The sequence below is a fragment of the Pseudomonas sp. DY-1 genome, assembly GCF_003626975.1.
Classification (GTDB): Bacteria; Pseudomonadota; Gammaproteobacteria; order Pseudomonadales; family Pseudomonadaceae; genus Metapseudomonas.
Window position 1 is genome coordinate 1699748 of sequence record NZ_CP032616.1, and the last position, 15061, is coordinate 1714808.

General features: G+C 61.8%; 18 protein-coding genes. 9 read left to right on the top strand and 9 right to left on the bottom strand.

Annotated elements, in window-relative coordinates:
- Both D6Z43_RS08160 and D6Z43_RS08165 read right to left on the bottom strand, forming a co-directional pair.
- The gene (locus tag D6Z43_RS08160; protein WP_120651465.1) at window positions 1-954 is read right to left on the bottom strand and encodes a putative 2-dehydropantoate 2-reductase; all 954 of its coding nucleotides are present in this window, start codon (window positions 952-954) and stop codon (window positions 1-3) included.
- Window positions 955-1341, bottom strand: coding sequence for a co-chaperone YbbN (locus D6Z43_RS08165; protein ID WP_120651466.1), 387 nt, complete (start codon window positions 1339-1341; stop codon window positions 955-957).
- Between D6Z43_RS08165 and D6Z43_RS08170 the strand changes: the two genes are divergently transcribed.
- Together D6Z43_RS08170 and D6Z43_RS08175 are read left to right on the top strand one after the other, a co-directional pair.
- A complete protein-coding gene (locus D6Z43_RS08170) occupies window positions 1340-1750 on the top strand; it encodes a PilZ domain-containing protein (RefSeq protein ID WP_120651467.1) in 411 nt (136 codons plus the stop codon). The genes D6Z43_RS08165 and D6Z43_RS08170 overlap by 2 nt on opposite strands.
- Window positions 1751-1918: 168 nt before the next feature.
- Complete coding sequence (locus D6Z43_RS08175) at window positions 1919-2992, top strand: 3-deoxy-7-phosphoheptulonate synthase (RefSeq protein WP_120651468.1); 1074 nt, start codon at window positions 1919-1921, stop codon at window positions 2990-2992.
- Window positions 2993-3051: 59 nt separating this feature from the next.
- On the opposite strand, the gene D6Z43_RS08180 is transcribed toward D6Z43_RS08175, so the two are convergent.
- Window positions 3052-3336: a GNAT family N-acetyltransferase gene (locus D6Z43_RS08180; protein ID WP_120651469.1), complete on the bottom strand. Its 285-nt coding sequence runs from the start codon at window positions 3334-3336 to the stop codon at window positions 3052-3054.
- An 18-nt stretch (window positions 3337-3354) separates the two neighbouring features.
- Entirely contained in the window at window positions 3355-4629 is a 1275-nt protein-coding gene (locus D6Z43_RS08185; protein WP_120651470.1) for a hypothetical protein, read from the bottom strand.
- A 453-nt stretch (window positions 4630-5082) separates the two neighbouring features.
- Between D6Z43_RS08185 and oprI the strand changes: the two genes are divergently transcribed.
- Window positions 5083-5334 (top strand): outer membrane lipoprotei OprI, encoded by a 252-nt coding sequence (gene oprI, locus D6Z43_RS08190; protein ID WP_003448337.1) that lies wholly within the window; start codon window positions 5083-5085, stop codon window positions 5332-5334.
- A 175-nt stretch (window positions 5335-5509) separates the two neighbouring features.
- Here oprI and D6Z43_RS08195 read toward each other — a convergent pair whose 3' ends face one another.
- The 3 genes from D6Z43_RS08195 to D6Z43_RS08205 form a co-directional block, all read right to left on the bottom strand.
- Window positions 5510-6472 carry a L,D-transpeptidase family protein gene (locus D6Z43_RS08195; RefSeq protein ID WP_120651471.1) on the bottom strand — a complete coding sequence of 321 codons (963 nt, stop codon included), beginning with the start codon at window positions 6470-6472 and terminating at the stop codon, window positions 5510-5512.
- 73 nt (window positions 6473-6545) lie between these two features.
- Window positions 6546-6827 carry a hypothetical protein gene (locus tag D6Z43_RS08200; protein ID WP_120651472.1) on the bottom strand — a complete coding sequence of 94 codons (282 nt, stop codon included), beginning with the start codon at window positions 6825-6827 and terminating at the stop codon, window positions 6546-6548.
- A 56-nt stretch (window positions 6828-6883) separates the two neighbouring features.
- The gene (locus D6Z43_RS08205; protein ID WP_120651473.1) at window positions 6884-7489 is read right to left on the bottom strand and encodes an arylesterase; all 606 of its coding nucleotides are present in this window, start codon (window positions 7487-7489) and stop codon (window positions 6884-6886) included.
- A 10-nt stretch (window positions 7490-7499) separates the two neighbouring features.
- Between D6Z43_RS08205 and D6Z43_RS08210 the strand changes: the two genes are divergently transcribed.
- The 3 genes from D6Z43_RS08210 to greB are packed head-to-tail and all read left to right on the top strand — an operon-like array spanning window position 7500 to window position 11219.
- Window positions 7500-8183: an ABC transporter ATP-binding protein gene (locus tag D6Z43_RS08210; RefSeq protein WP_120651474.1), complete on the top strand. Its 684-nt coding sequence runs from the start codon at window positions 7500-7502 to the stop codon at window positions 8181-8183.
- Window positions 8183-10687, top strand: coding sequence for an ABC transporter permease (locus D6Z43_RS08215; protein ID WP_120651475.1), 2505 nt, complete (start codon window positions 8183-8185; stop codon window positions 10685-10687). The genes D6Z43_RS08210 and D6Z43_RS08215 overlap by 1 nt, the downstream gene beginning before the upstream one ends.
- A 34-nt stretch (window positions 10688-10721) precedes the next feature.
- Window positions 10722-11219 carry a transcription elongation factor GreB gene (gene greB / locus D6Z43_RS08220; protein ID WP_120651476.1) on the top strand — a complete coding sequence of 166 codons (498 nt, stop codon included), beginning with the start codon at window positions 10722-10724 and terminating at the stop codon, window positions 11217-11219.
- Between the two features lie 29 nt (window positions 11220-11248).
- Here the strand turns inward: greB and D6Z43_RS08225 are convergent, their stop codons facing one another.
- The gene (locus D6Z43_RS08225) at window positions 11249-11557 is read right to left on the bottom strand and encodes a class I SAM-dependent methyltransferase (RefSeq protein ID WP_120651477.1); all 309 of its coding nucleotides are present in this window, start codon (window positions 11555-11557) and stop codon (window positions 11249-11251) included.
- Between the two features lie 196 nt (window positions 11558-11753).
- Between D6Z43_RS08225 and thpR the strand changes: the two genes are divergently transcribed.
- The 3 genes from thpR to D6Z43_RS08240 all read left to right on the top strand — a co-directional run bounded on the left by thpR (window position 11754) and on the right by D6Z43_RS08240 (window position 14526).
- Window positions 11754-12284 (top strand): RNA 2',3'-cyclic phosphodiesterase, encoded by a 531-nt coding sequence (thpR, locus tag D6Z43_RS08230; RefSeq protein ID WP_120651478.1) that lies wholly within the window; start codon window positions 11754-11756, stop codon window positions 12282-12284.
- A gap of 210 nt (window positions 12285-12494) precedes the next feature.
- Window positions 12495-13439 (top strand): triacylglycerol lipase, encoded by a 945-nt coding sequence (locus D6Z43_RS08235; protein WP_120651479.1) that lies wholly within the window; start codon window positions 12495-12497, stop codon window positions 13437-13439.
- A 55-nt stretch (window positions 13440-13494) separates the two neighbouring features.
- On the top strand, window positions 13495-14526 hold the full coding sequence (locus D6Z43_RS08240) for a lipase secretion chaperone (RefSeq protein WP_120651480.1): 1032 nt from the start codon (window positions 13495-13497) through the stop codon (window positions 14524-14526).
- A gap of 53 nt (window positions 14527-14579) precedes the next feature.
- Here D6Z43_RS08240 and D6Z43_RS08245 read toward each other — a convergent pair whose 3' ends face one another.
- Entirely contained in the window at window positions 14580-15014 is a 435-nt protein-coding gene (locus D6Z43_RS08245) for a DoxX family protein (protein ID WP_120651481.1), read from the bottom strand.
- Window positions 15015-15061 lie beyond the last annotated feature (47 nt).

Below are 15061 nucleotides of genomic sequence, written 5' to 3' on the forward strand. Positions count from 1 at the left end.
TCAACCCTGATTGCGTGCATCGATGAAGCGTAGCGCCTGATAGAGCGCACGGATACGCGGCATCTCGAACCCGACTGCAGCAGCCGCAGCAAGAGGAGCTTCATATATGGCGCCGAGTTCAAGCGGGCGTTTCTGCACGAAGTCGTGGTACATGCTGGGCAAGTAGTCGGGCATGCGATCGGTTGAAGCCAGCAGCTTGGCGGCGAAGTTGTCCGGGATGCGATGCCCGATGGCAGTAGCCGCATCCACCACTTCCTGCATGATCGCCTGGATCAGTTCACGCGTATCGGTGTTGCTCATGAGCGCCGTGGTGCCAGCATCCAGCAGTACCGACAAACCGTTGTAGGGCACGTTCCAGACCAGCTTTTGCCAACGCGCCTGGTCCAGGTTGGCGACTGCCGCCGAGTCGATTCCGGCAGCCTTGAACAGGCCGGAGCCCTCCTCCGTCAGCGCCTGGCGCTCCGCTTCGTCGACCGCCGGGCCAGAGTGATAGCCGAGGTTCACCGCCCCCAGAGACTGGTGCTCGATCACCCCTGGTGCCGAGCGGTGGACGCAGATGTAGCAGAGGCCGCCAAGCAAATGCAGCGAGCTTGGCAGCAGACGACGCAGTTCGTCCTCCACCGCCAGGCCGTTCTGCAGCAGCACCACCTTCGCGCCCGGCGCGGCAACCTGGGCGATGATCGGCGACAGCGCGGCATTGCTGGTGGTCTTGGCGCCTACCAGCAACCAGTCGCAGGCGGGCATTTCAGCCGCATCACGGTAAGCCTGGGCAGGGAACAGCGCCTGAGCGCCATGCACCGCGCTGTTCAGTTGCAGACCACGTGCGACGACGGCGTCGTATTCGCTGCGCAGCAGGAAGTGCACATCAAAGCCGGCACGGGCCAGCATCACACCATAAAAGCCGCCGATGGCGCCGGTACCGATAATGCCGATACGCGGTTTGCTTGTACTCATTTAAGGAAGCTCCTCTGCCGGCCGGGCCAATACCCGCTCCAGGGCTTTTGTCAGATCGTCGCGCCGCAGGCTGGAGTGCAGCGCGCCATGGAAGTTGCCATTTCGAACCACGAACAACGCAGGCAGGTGGAATACCTCATAGCGCTCGACCAGCCCACCATTATTGCCGGCATCGATCCAGCACAATCGGTCCACCGGCAGCCCGGTTCCCGGCAGATGCTCGCGAGCCCAGCGACAACTGGCGCAGCCGACACTGGTGAAAATGACCAGTGAAATGCCGGGGAGATCGAGCAGAGAGTGATCGGCATCGAAGTCGGTCAATTCCACCTCGGGCACTATAGTTTCTGGTGCGATGCCGGGTTCGAGGCTTCTGGAGTTCGCGGTCATGCGTCAATTCCTGCGTCACCCCACGGAAATGCCCGTGGAGCTGGTTCCACGCAAGGGCAGGCACATGCCCCTGCAGCGGCTGCACGATATCAGCCTGGGTGGGGTGGCATGCAACTCCGTACGGGCGTTCCGGCGCGGCACCTCTATCGAACTGTGCATCCCGTTGCTGGGCGACCAGGCACGCTTTTCCGGAACCGTTGTCTGGTGCCGCAAGCAGGTCGATGACTACATGATCGGCATCGCGTTCACCGATGAAGAGAACATGTTCCGCGCACGGATGGTCGAGCAGATCTGCCTGATAGAACAGTACCGCAGGCAGCGCGAGGAAACGGTTGGCCATGCCCTGGCACCAGAAGCGGTGGCGCAGGAATGGATCGCCCTGCACGCAGCCGACTTCGCCCCCGTCTGAATTCGTGCCAATTCCACGTTCGGCGCATGCATTCGCCATTGTCGAGGTTACGTGGAAAGCGTTAAGGTTCCCGTCCCCGCCGCGTTTTTACTGCTGTGCTCTCCGCCAAACGGGGATCGCTGGCGGCCGGCACCCGTGACCTGACGACCCTGAACGATGAAAAGCACGATGGCTGATTTACAGATCGACGACCTTAACGTTGCCTCCAACGAGACCCTGATCACGCCGGAGCAGTTGAAGCGCGAAATTCCCCTGACCGATGGAGCCCTGGATACCGTCGCCAACGGCCGCCAGGTGGTCCGCAATATCCTCGATGGCAAGGACCATCGCCTGTTCGTGGTCGTGGGCCCCTGCTCCATCCACGACATCAAGGCCGCTCACGAGTATGCCGACCGCCTCAAGGTCCTGGCCGCCGAAGTGTCCGATACCCTCTTCCTGGTGATGCGCGTGTACTTCGAGAAGCCGCGCACCACCGTCGGCTGGAAAGGTCTGATCAACGACCCCTACCTCGACGACTCCTTCAAGATCCAGGACGGCCTGCATATCGGCCGCCAACTGCTGCGAGACCTGGCCGAAAAAGGCCTGCCCACCGCCACCGAGGCCCTGGACCCGATCTCCCCGCAGTACCTGCAGGACCTGATCAGCTGGTCGGCTATCGGCGCCCGTACCACTGAATCCCAGACGCACCGCGAAATGGCTTCCGGCCTTTCGTCTGCGGTCGGATTCAAGAATGGCACCGACGGAAGCCTGACCGTAGCGATCAACGCTCTGCAATCGGTTTCCAGCCCGCACCGTTTCCTCGGCATTAACCAGGAAGGTGGCGTCTCCATCGTCACCACCAAGGGCAACGCCTATGGCCACGTAGTTCTGCGCGGCGGCAACGGCAAGCCGAACTACGACTCGGTCAGCGTCGCCATCTGCGAACAGGAACTGACCAAGGCCCGAATTCGCCCCAACATAATGGTCGACTGCAGCCACGCCAACTCCAACAAGGACCCGGCCCTGCAGCCTCTGGTCATGGACAACGTTGCCAACCAGATCCTGGAAGGCAACAACTCCATCGTCGGCCTGATGGTGGAAAGCCACCTGGGCTGGGGCAGCCAGTCGATCCCGAAAGACCTCGACCAGCTGAAGTACGGCGTTTCCATTACCGACGCCTGCATCGACTGGGAAACCACCGAGAAAGCCCTTCGCAGCATGCACGCCAAGCTCAAGGATGTGCTGCCCAAGCGCCAGCGCTGATTGGTAGCTGTAAACGAAAACGCCGGGCAATTGCCCGGCGTTTTTCATTGCGCTTCGACTCAGCCGTTGCGCTGGGACTGACGCTGGCGTCGCTCGATATAACGTTCGACGTAGGAGCAGGATGGGATCACGGTGTAGCCGTGGTCCTCGGCATATTCCAGGGCGGATTCAGTCAATGCCGCGGCAATCCCGCGACCGCGCAGGACGTTCGGCACGAAAGTGCGATAAATGTCCAACGTCTGTTTACCCAGGTCCATATAGGCCAGGTATGCACGATGACCGTCCACGGTGGTCTCGAACTGATGACCTGCCTGGTCATGGTGGATGGACAATGCCTCGCTCATCACTACTCCTCTGAGGATCTAAAACCTTACGCGTACCTTATCGATCTTTTCCAGCCGAAGGAACATCTCTGCCGTGCCAGAACCGAACTGTACGCTGAGGTACGCCTTCCCGTTCTCCACCTTGTGTAATACACCCTGGTAATAGGCGCCATCGAAGGTGATGAACTGCAACCGCTTGCCGGCATATCCCGGCAGGTCGGCAACATTGACGAACTCATACTGCTGCGCGGCACGTCCATCGCCATCGTTTTCCCGCTCCGCGTTGATCTTCTCCATTGCGACAGGCTCATTACGCGCTGCCGTCGGGTCGACCCAAGTGAATTCGACCGGCCGCACCAATTCCTGGTTCACCAACACTGCCGGACGCAGCATCGCCACTACATCCTTGGCCTCAAAGAACTGCAGGCCATCCCACGCCATGCCCTCGCTCGGCGTAAGTTCGACACGAAGCGACTGCGGGTCCTTCAGGTAACGACCGTAAGCATCCAGCATCGATTGCCCCAGGGCGACCTTCTGGCTCCGCAGTACGGTGTCGAACTGCTGGACCGCGGTCTTCAGATACGCATCAGGTGACTGACCGAGCTTACTTGCGCAGAATTCCTGGACCTTGCGCTGGTACTGGTTGTCATTCAACTCGAGGATCAGGCTGGAAAGTTGCGGCGGATTGACCCGCAGGTCGCCCGGCTCCTCCGACATGTTAGACAACGACAGGCTGAGACGCACTTCGCCCATGTCCCGGGTATCGGAAGTCAGGTTCAGGTTGAGTTTCTGCGCACCCGGCTGGAACAGATAGGAGAACTCGGCATCGGTTTCCAGGGTGCGATACCCCATCTCCAGCAGTTCGTCTGTGCCAATGTTGCGCACTGTGCCGCACGCAACCTCGCTCATTGCAGTGAATACACTGCGCTCAGCCGGAGTGTTGTACAGCTGCTGCATGAACGGCCCGTGCACTTCCAGTGCAATGCCCTTCAGGCTGAGCGCCATCTGTTCGGGGAACTTGCCCTCGGCAAGGCGCTCCTTGAAGCTGAGGAGTTCGCGCAAGCTCTTGAACTTCAGTTCGGCCTGCTGCACGTTCAGGCTGTCGCCCATAGCCGGAACGCGAAGTTGAAGGTTTTCGAGGCCAACCCGGCCATCGAAGGAAGAAGTAATGCCCCCATAGGTGATATCCATCACCGGCGACAACTTGCTGATTGCGTCATCCATGATCGATCTGACCGACCACCAGAGTGACAACTTGATGATCAACCCCACGGCCAGAACCGAGAGCACTCCCCACTTGAGAATCTTCGACATAGTGACGTCCTTGAAGTCTGCGCTTCGCTACGGATATCGGAAGCCGTGCAAGCTTATCAGCGGCCCACGGCCACTACTACGACCGCTCTTTGTATAGAAGGTGATAATTCACGGTCCTCTGAAAAAGTTCCATTTCCAATGCAGAATTCGAGCATGAGCACGCCCTCGACCCAGCCCAAGGTAACGCTTGTCAGATTATGGGAGGGAAGCTGCCCACAGCGCTGACCAAGGCCTACACTTGGAATTTCGACTGATCAAAGAACAATCAGCCTGACTGTTTTTTGATCAGCGACCTCGTTAGTTGCTCGTGAACTAGCCGGCAAGCTGAAAAAAATGTGCCTGCCTTGCACAAGGTCAGTTTACTTACTACAAGTTATGGGTAGTATGTACGCCGGCTAATTTCCCAAGCTCGGGGAATTGCTTTATGGAAATGTCCACCTTAAGGGGAACACGATGAACAACGTTCTGAAATTCTCTGCTCTGGCTCTGGCCGCAGTTCTGGCCACCGGTTGCAGCAGCGTATCCAAAGAAACCGAAGCTCGTCTGACTGCGACTGAAGACGCAGCTGCTCGCGCTCAAGCCCGTGCTGACGAAGCCTACCGCAAGGCTGACGAAGCTCTGGCCGCCGCTCAGAAAGCCCAGCAGACCGCTGACGAGGCTAACGAGCGCGCCCTGCGTATGCTGGAAAAAGCCAGCCGCAAGTAATAGCTTTCGGGCTATAGAGCCGATCCAGTTCGCTGGGTCGGCTTTTTTATTGCCCGCACTTTGTACCCCTTCTCTTTCCGGCTTACTTCCAATAGCCGATGCATCGCCAATTCACGGGCAAAAGAAAAGCCCGCTGGCGATTCGCTCAGCGGGCCTTCTTCAAACAACCGGTAGCTTAGAGCTCGGTATTCGGCGTACTCGCCGCAACCGCCGAGTTGGGTTCTGCAATTTCCACCGGCAGGCCGTCTTCGGCCGCAACCACTTCGCGCACGACATCCCAATCCAGGCGGATGGTATTGACCAGATCCTCGCGTTTCAGTAGCGCGTTGATCACAGCAGTGTGCTTGTCCACCACCGACGGATCGCCATGATCATCCAGAGGAGCATGGGCTTCCAGGTAGATCTTGCCGCCGCTGACACCGAACTTGTAGGGCTCGTTGATGATGCGCACCGGAGTGCCCACCGGCGCCATGGAGGCCAGCGCCAGGACGTTGTTGTTCAGCATGCGGAAGCAACCATGGCTGACGCGCATGCCAATGCCGAACTTCTTGTTCGAGCCGTGGATCAGGTAGCCCGGCACGCCCAGATTGAACTTGAACGGACCCAGGGGGTTGTCCGGACCTGGCGGCACCACGGTTGGAAGCGGATCGCCATCGGCTGCGTGCTCTTCGCGAATCGACTTCGGCGGATACCAGGCCGGATTGGAGGTCTTGGCGGTGATGGTGGTGTGCGCTATGGGCGAACCCCAGCCTTCACGACCAATACCCAGCGGGAAGGTATGCACCACATTCTGCCCTTTCGGGAAGTAGTACATCCGATACTCGGCAAGGTTGATCACGATACCTTCGCGCGGTCCCGCCGGCAGGATGTAGCGAGTCGGCAGGATGACCTCGGTGCCAGCACCGGGCAGCCAGGGATCGACACCAGGGTTGGCGGCGACCATCTCCAGATAACCCAAGTCATTGGCAACGCCGATATCGGCGAACGTGTCTTCGTACTTGGCCTTGATCACCTGGACCTGGCCGACGATATCTTCGCCGGGCGGCGGCAGGGGCAGCTCAAGGGCTGCGACAGGGCCCGCCACCAGCAGGGACGCTACTGACAGGGAGCGGGCGACGGCTGTAAAGCGCGGCAACATCCGGGAATCCTTGGCAAATTGACTGATTAAAAGACTCGGAATTCTACACCGACGCGAGGCGCGCCGGGAGCCCTCAGGCCTCCGACCAGACCGAGTGCTGCCCCTTTCGGTGAGCCTCGAGAGTGGAACGGCAGTTGGAGCACAGCCGCCGATCGCGCAGCAACTCTTGTTCCAGACTACTCCAACGCGGTTGCGCCGGCAGCAAACCGCCACAGAGAGTCCTATCAGCAAAACCGTCCAGTTCAAGCTGTCGCGCTACCAGGTGCAGGCGAACCTCGCGGCAAGCAAACAGGTCGAGCTGCTCGTCGGGCTCAATCACTTTGTAGCCAAACAGGGACCAGGCGGGGCGCGGCATGGAGGACTCCAGGGAGGGTGCGCAACATTAGCCGAAAGCGAGCCGCGGGAAAAGCGTCAAAGCATGGGTTCCAGGGTTGGCCAGAGGTTATCCAGCAACCTTGGCTGGGCCTGCGCGCGAGGATGAAGGCCATCGGCCTGCATCATCTCCGGCACGCCCCCAACCCCATCGAGGAAGAAGGGCACCAGCGGTACCTGCTTCTCCGTCGCCAGGCTGCTATAAACCTTGGCGAACGCATTCGTATAGCGCGCACCGTAGTTGGGCGGAAGGCGCATGCCGAGCAGCAGCACGGACGCGCCCTGCGCCTTGGCGCTGTCGATCATGGCAGCAAGATTCTGTTGCAATTGCGCAGGTGGCTGGCCACGTAGCCCATCGTTGCCACCAAGCTCGATGATCACCAGTTCCGGCTTATGTTCGGCCAGTAGTGCCGGAAGCCTGGACAGCCCGCCAGCACTGGTGTCGCCACTGATCGAAGCATTCACCACACGCTGTTCGTAACCCTTCTCGGCGAGGCGCTTTTCCAGCAGAGCGACCCAGCCTTGGCTGGATTCCAGCCCGAAAGCGGCGCTGATACTATCGCCGACGACCAGCAAGGTCCCCGCCATGGCCTCCTGCGCCAACAGCAACAGTGACAGGCAGCCGCCCAACAACCAGGCACGCATTGGATTCTCCATGAGCGCAAGCATTCTCGATGCGCGGAACCTTAGCAAAGTGGTTCCCAGCGCGGAAGGCGAGCTGATCATCCTTCACGACCTCTCGCTCGACCTCCGCAAGGGTGACAGCCTGGCCATAGTCGGCAGCTCCGGCTCCGGCAAATCCACCCTCCTCGGCCTGCTCGCCGGACTCGACCTGCCCAGCTCCGGCGAAGTGCACTTGGCTGGATGCGCCCTGTCGAGCCTCGACGAAGACCAGCGGGCGCGGGTTCGAGCTGAGCATGTTGGTTTCGTCTTCCAGTCGTTCCAGTTGCTGGACAACCTCAACGCCCTGGAAAACGTCATGCTGCCACTGGAGCTGGAAGGCCATCGGGATGCGCGCACCCGCGCCCGCCACCTGCTCGAACGGGTCGGCCTGGGCCAGCGTCTCAACCATTACCCACGCCAGCTTTCCGGCGGCGAACAGCAACGAGTTGCCATTGCTCGCGCCTTTGCCGCCGAACCCGATGTGCTGTTCGCCGACGAGCCCACTGGCAACCTAGATAGTCACACCGGCGAGCGCATCAGCGACCTGCTTTTCCAGCTCAACCAAGAGCGTGGCACAACCCTGGTACTGGTAACTCACGACGAACGCCTGGCCCATCGCTGCCGTCGCCTGATCCGCCTCGAAGGTGGGCGCCTGGTCGAACAGGTGGAACCCTGATGCGGCGTCTGCCACTCGTCCGCCTTATGGCGATGGCTGCCCGCCAGCTGTGGCGCGACGCCCACAGCGGCGAACTGCGGGTGTTGTTCTTCTCCTTGCTGGTGGCCGTTGCCGCCAGCAGTGCCATCGGCTACTTCAGCGCCCGCCTTAATGGCGCCATGCTCTTGCGTGCCACGGAGTTTCTCGGTGCCGACCTCCTGCTCAGCGGCTCATCACCAGCCAGCGCCGAGCAGGTCGAAAGAGGCATGCGGCTCGGTCTGAAACACGCCAGCGCAGTGGAGTTCTCCAGCGTTATCGCCACCGACAACGGCATCCAGCTTTCCAGCGTCAAGGCCGCCGACGCAGCCTATCCGCTGCGCGGTGAATTGAAGAGCGCCGCGCAGCCTTACGGGGAGGAAATCACTGGCAGCGGCCCGAAATCGGGCGAGGCCTGGGCCGAAGCAAGGCTCTTCGCAACGCTGGACCTCAAGCCCGGCGACAGCATCGATGTCGGACAGAAGACCCTGCGCCTGACGCGCGTACTCACCTACGAACCCGACCGTGCAGGCGATTTCTACAGCCTCACCCCACGGGTACTTATCAGCCTGGACGACCTTGGGGCCACCGGCATCGTTCAACCCGGCAGCCGGGTGCGCTACCGGGAACTGTGGAGCGGTCCAAATGAAGCGCTGGCACAGTACCGGGCGGAGATCGAGCCCGACCTGGAAGCGAACCAACGCCTGGAGGATGCCAGACAAGGCAATCGCCAGATCGGAGGGGCGCTCGGTCGCGCCGAACGCTATCTGAACCTGGCCAGCCTTGCCGCCGTGCTGCTCGCCGGCGTCGCGGTGGCGCTGTCCGCCGCCCGATTCGCCGCACGTCGTTACGACGCCAGCGCCCTGCTACGTTGCCTTGGCCTGTCCCGCCGCGAAGCCCTCCTTTTATTCGGCCTGCAACTGGCGCTGCTCGGGCTCGTTGCCAGCGCACTGGGCGCCCTGCTCGGTTGGTTGGCACAAGTTGCGCTGTTCGAATTGCTCGCTGGACTCCTGCCGGCTGTGATTCCGTCCGGCGGACTGGTACCAGCGCTCGCCGGGATCGCCACGGGCCTACTCGCCCTGGCCGGCTTCGCCCTGCCGCCGCTGGCTGCACTGGGCCGTGTGCCACCTTTGCGCGTCCTGCGCCGCGACCTGCTGCCACTCCCCCCGAGTGCCTGGCTTATATATGGAGCAGCATTGCTGGCCCTTGGTCTGATCATGTGGCGCCTGAGCCTGGACCTGAAATTGACGATCGCCCTGCTCGGTGGCGGCCTGATTGCGGCCCTGCTGCTGGGCGGTCTGCTGCTGGCTGGACTGAAGGGGCTGCGCAAGGCCCTGGCCAACGCAACCCTGCCCTGGCGCCTCGGTCTCGGCCAACTCCTGCGCTACCCGCTGGCCGCGGCCGGCCAATCACTGGCCTTCGGCCTGATTCTCCTGGCCATGGCACTGATCGCGCTGCTCCGGGGGGAACTGCTGGACACCTGGCAGAACCAGCTACCCGTGAACGCGCCCAACCATTTCGCCCTAAATGTGCTGCCCGCCGAGAAGGACGCCTTTGCCAGTCGCCTCGCCAGCCTGTCGCCGCACCCTTCGCCGCTTTACCCGGTGGTGCCCGGCCGACTCACAGCCATCAACGGAGAAGCGGTACGCCAGTTGGTGAGTAAGGACTCCCAAGGCGAACGCGCCGTGCAGCGAGACCTCAGCCTGACATGGTCTGCCGAGCTGCCGGGCGACAATCGCCTGGTAGCCGGACACTGGTGGGGCGACCTGGAAAAATCCGCACTGCCGGGGGTTTCGGTTGAATCCAAGCTTGCCGAAAGCCTTGGCGTGAAATTGGGTGACAAGCTCAGCTTCAGCGTCGGCGGCCTGCAGCGCGACGCCGAGGTGACCAGCCTGCGCGAAGTGGATTGGGACAGCTTCCAGCCGAACTTCTACATGATCTTCGCGCCGGACACCCTCTCAGATCTCCCGGTCACCTACCTCACCAGCTTCTATTTGCCGCCGCGGCATGACCGCGACCTGGTGGAGTTGTCCCGCGCGTTCCCGGCGGTGACCCTGCTGCAGGTGGAAGCCATACTCGTGCAACTGCGGAGCATCCTCGCCCAGGTCACCCTGGCAGTAGAGTTCGTATTGCTCTTCGTACTCGCAGCCGGCCTTGCCGTGCTATTCGCCGGGCTGCAATCGACCCTGGACGAGCGCATCCGCCAGGGCGCCCTGCTCCGCGCCCTGGGCGCCGAGCGCCAGTTGCTGCTGAAAGCACGACGCGCGGAATTCGCCCTGCTCGGCGCCTGCAGCGGCCTGCTCGCTGCACTCGGTTGCGAACTGGTCAGCGCCTTGCTCTATCGCTTTGCTTTCGACCTGCAATGGCACCCCCACCCCTGGCTGCTCCTGCTGCCATTGCTGGGCGCCCTACTTGTTGGCTCGGCAGGCGTAATGGGGACGCGTCGCGCGCTCAACGCCAGCCCACTGACGGTCCTGCGCGAAGCTTGATAGGCTTCGACTTCCGAAACCCCGCAGGACCGTCATGAGCCGTTACCGCCCGCCCCGCACCGCCGGAACACCCTTGATCACCCCGGAAGGTGAGGCCCGCCTGCGTGCCGAGCTTCACGAGCTTTGGCACGTACGCCGGCCCAAGGTCACGCAAGCCGTGAGCGAAGCGGCCGCCCAGGGCGACCGTTCCGAGAACGCCGAGTACACCTACGGCAAGAAGATGCTGCGGGAGATCGACAGTCGCGTTCGCTTCCTCACCAAGCGATTGGAAAACCTCAAGGTGGTGCGCGAACGTCCGACCGACCCCGACAAGGTCTACTTCGGTGCCTGGGTCACCCTGGAAGACGACGATGGCGAGCAGTCCCGCTACCGCATAGTCGGACCGGACGAATTCGATCTGAAGCAGAACCTGATCAGCATCGACTCTCCCCTGGCCCGTGCTCTGGTGGGAAAGCCGCTGGACGCCGAAGTCCGCGTCAGCACCCCAACAGGGGAAAAGACCTGGTACGTGGTTGAAATCGATTATCCGTAGCTCTGCAAAACGAGTCGGCCTGACACCAGTCAGCGCAGCGTGATCAGGCCTTGCCGCGCCACGCGCACCAACTGGCTGAGCACTTCCGGCAGCTCCTTCGCCGAAGGCGCCTGGATCACGGCCATGTCGAAGCTGTCGCTGGCAAAGCGAGCCAATGACTCGCCTTCGCGAGCGAACTGGATCAGGAAGTTGCGCGGTCGGTCCCAGCGCTTGGGCCAGCCTTCGAGATAGCGAAGGAGCGTTGGCTGGTGCGAGCCGCCAAGCAGGATTCGCGGATTGCGCAAAACCAGCCCGGTGGTGATCGGGGCTAGCCGGAGAAGGGGTTGGGGACAGGTCATGGTGCATGTCTCCGCCTCGTAAGGTCCCGCTGGGCAGCGGTGAGAGGCGACACCGAACCAGCGTTTTAGCGGTATTTGGAAGCCTCTGAAGACTTCTGCGCCCCGCAAGTAGCTGACTAAATCGGCGCATGGGGCGACATCCTAGAGAAGCCCGCGCAATACTGTCAAGGCGACCACAACGCCCCGCGAGACGCCCATGAGCACCCCGCCCCTGCGCCTGTTCTTCGCCCTTCCCTGCTGCCCGCAGTTGGCCCACGAAATCGCCGACTGGCGCGCCCGGAACCCCGTTGACGGCAAACCCGTTGCACCCGGCAACCTTCACCTCACCCTCGCCTTCCTCGGCTCGCACCCCCGTGGACAGGTGGAAGCCCTGGAAGCCCTGGCGGCCAGCCTGGAACCGAGGGCGTTCACCCTGCACCTGGATCGCCTGGCGCGGTGGAAAAACGGTCTGCTGTATATGGCACCCAGTCGGATACCGCCTGCACTGACCGAACTGGAGCGCAACCTGCGCGAGCATTTGCTGGGCGCTGGATTCAGTCTTGAGACCCGCCCCTTCAAGCCCCATCTGACGCTGGCTCGCCATTGCCCGCGTCTTCCAGCGGCAAGCACCCCAACCTTCGATTGGCCAGCCACCGAGTTTTCCCTCTTCGCCTCGGAAAACACAGCCAAAGGCACCCGCTATCGCTCACTCGGGCAATGGCCGTTGCGGCCTTCGACCCCAGCCTGACGTTTCGCTGAGTAACAGGAAACTGGTCGGCATCTTAGGGTGAACGGATGTAAACATCCGCGAAAAGCCTAACCCAGAGCATCTGCCAGAATTTTGTAGCGAATGGCATGGTTCCTGCGCTCCGCCCTGCCTGAAGTGCACGCCCAGGAGGGGCGTGGCCACGCCAGGGAATGCAGTCAGGCCCTCCCACGCACAACATCGAGAGCGCACATGAAGAACAACAAGACCCTGCTCGCCCTTTGTATTGCCACCGGACTCGCTGCCTCCGAGCAAGCACAGGCCCTCTGGTTCGGTTCCAGCGGCTATACCCAGACCCGTTACCCGATCGTACTGACCCACGGCATGCTCGGTTTCGACAGCATCCTTGGCGTCGACTACTGGTACGGCATTCCCTCTGCCTTGCGCCGTGATGGCGCTCGCGTCTATGTCACGGAAGTCAGCCAGCTGAACACCACCGAAGCGCGCGGCGAAGAACTGTTGGAGCAGGTGGAAGAAATCGTCGCCATCAGCGGCAGCCCCAAGGTCAACCTGATCGGCCATAGCCATGGCGGCCCGACCATTCGCTACGTGGCAGCGGTGCGCCCAGAACTGGTCGCTTCGGCTACCAGTGTCGGTGCGCCCCACAAGGGTTCCGCCACTGCCGACTTCATCCGCCAGGTGCCTCCGGGTTCCGCGGGTGAAGTAATGCTGGCGGGCATCGTCAATGGCCTGGGCACTCTGATTAACTTCCTCTCCGGCAGCGACAGTGACCTCCAGCAGAACGCCCTTGGTGCCCTGGAATCCCTCAACAGCCAGGGCGCAGCTGCGTTCAACGCACGCTTCCCGCAGGGCCTACCGACCACCGCATGCGGCGAGGGTGCCTACCAGGTCAACGGTGTGCGCTACTACTCCTGGAGCGGTACCAGCCCACTGACCAACGTGCTGGATGTCAGTGACACCCTGCTTGGCGCCAGTTCGCTCACATTCAATGGCCAAGCCAACGACGGCCTGGTAGGTCGCTGCAGCTCACACCTGGGCAAAGTCATTCGCGACGACTACCGGATGAACCACCTGGACGAAGTCAATCAGACCCTGGGGCTGACCAGCCTGTTCGAAACCGACCCGACCACCGTCTATCGTCAACAGGCCAACCGGCTGAAGAACGACGGGCTCTGAGCCCGCTTCGCGGGGCCTGCGGGCCCCGCACCTCTCCAGACTGCCGAGCGACCCCGTGAAAAAACTCCTGCTACTGTTCCCCATCGCCTTCGCCGGCGCCCTGGCCATCCTGTTGCAATGGGGCGGCAAACCGGCACCTGCTTCACCTAGCGTCTTACCAGCGCATGCAATGAGTGCAGCTCCAGCCAGTTCCCCCGTAACCACTTCGCAGGCGCTGCCAAGCCCTCTGGCCGGAGCGATCAGCACCACACCCCAGCTCGGATCACTGGCGGGGACGGAGGTGGACGGGCGCTTTCACCTCGACGCGGCTGGCAACCTGCTGATTACCGAGGACATCCGACGCATCTTCGATTACTTCCTCAGCACCCAGGGTGAAGAGTCGCTGGTCAGCAGCATTCAGCGCGTCAGAAGCCACATTACCGGGCAACTGGAAGCACCAGCGCGAGGTCAGGCCTTGGCATTGCTCGACCAATACCTGGATTACAAACGCCAACTCGTGCAACTGGAGCGCGACCTGCCGCTACTCGCCGACATCACCGCACTGCGTCATCGCGAAGCGGCAGTACAGGCTCTGCGCGCTCGCATCTTCAGCGTCGATGTCCATCAGGCCTTCTTCGCTACCGAGGAGACCTATAACGCCTTCACGCTGCAGCGCCTGGCCATCCAGCGAGACACAGGAATGGAACCAGCCGCCAAAGCTGCAGCCATCGACCAACTACGCGCAGCCTTGCCGGAAGAGATGCAAACATTGGCCGCGAGCCAACTGCAGGCCGAACTTCGGGCCCAGGTCGGGGCGCTCCAGGCGGCAGGCGGCAGCCCTGAGCAAGTTCGCCAGCTCCGCCAGCAACTGGTGGGCGCCGAAGCGACGGCACGGCTGGAAAACCTGGACCAACAGCGCCTGCAATGGCAGCAACGGTTACAGGCCTACCTGAAGGAGAAAGGGCGTATCGAGGCCAGTGAAGGGCTGAGCCAGAGTGACAAAACGGCCGCGATCAACCGCCTGGAGGAAGAAGGATTCAATCCGCAAGAGCGCCTGCGCCTTCAGGCCGCTGCGGAATTGGCTGCGGCCAGGAAGAAGCAGCCATGAGATGCAAAAAAGGCCCGCTCAAGCGGGCCTTTTTCAACTACCTGGTACCTGGCTCAGTTGGCCAGGTTGCGGTCCAGAGACATCTTGCCGGCGCCTTCGACCAGCAACGTGGCGCTGATCAGGGCGAGAATCATGGCGTACTCGAAACCGCCGTTGGTAATGAAGAAACCGCTCGCCCAGTGCACGCTGAAGATCGCCACGATCATCGCAACGATCAGCGCCGCAGCGGCCGGACGCACCAGCAAGCCGATCACCAGGGCGAGGCCGCCGAAGAACTCTGCGCTACCTGCCATCAGAGCCATGAGGTAACCGGGAGTCAGGCCGATGCTTTCCATCCACTGCCCGGTACCCGCCAGGCCGTAACCGCCAAACATGCCAAAGAGCTTCTGTGAGCCGTGAGCCATGAAAGTCAGGCCGGTGATGACCCGCAGCAGGGTGATGCCATAGCCAGCGTTGGTGGCGAGGATGGATTTGATCGGGTTACTCATCGAGGTGTTCCTTGTGTTGTGGGAGTCGATGAACAGAAGCTTAGTAG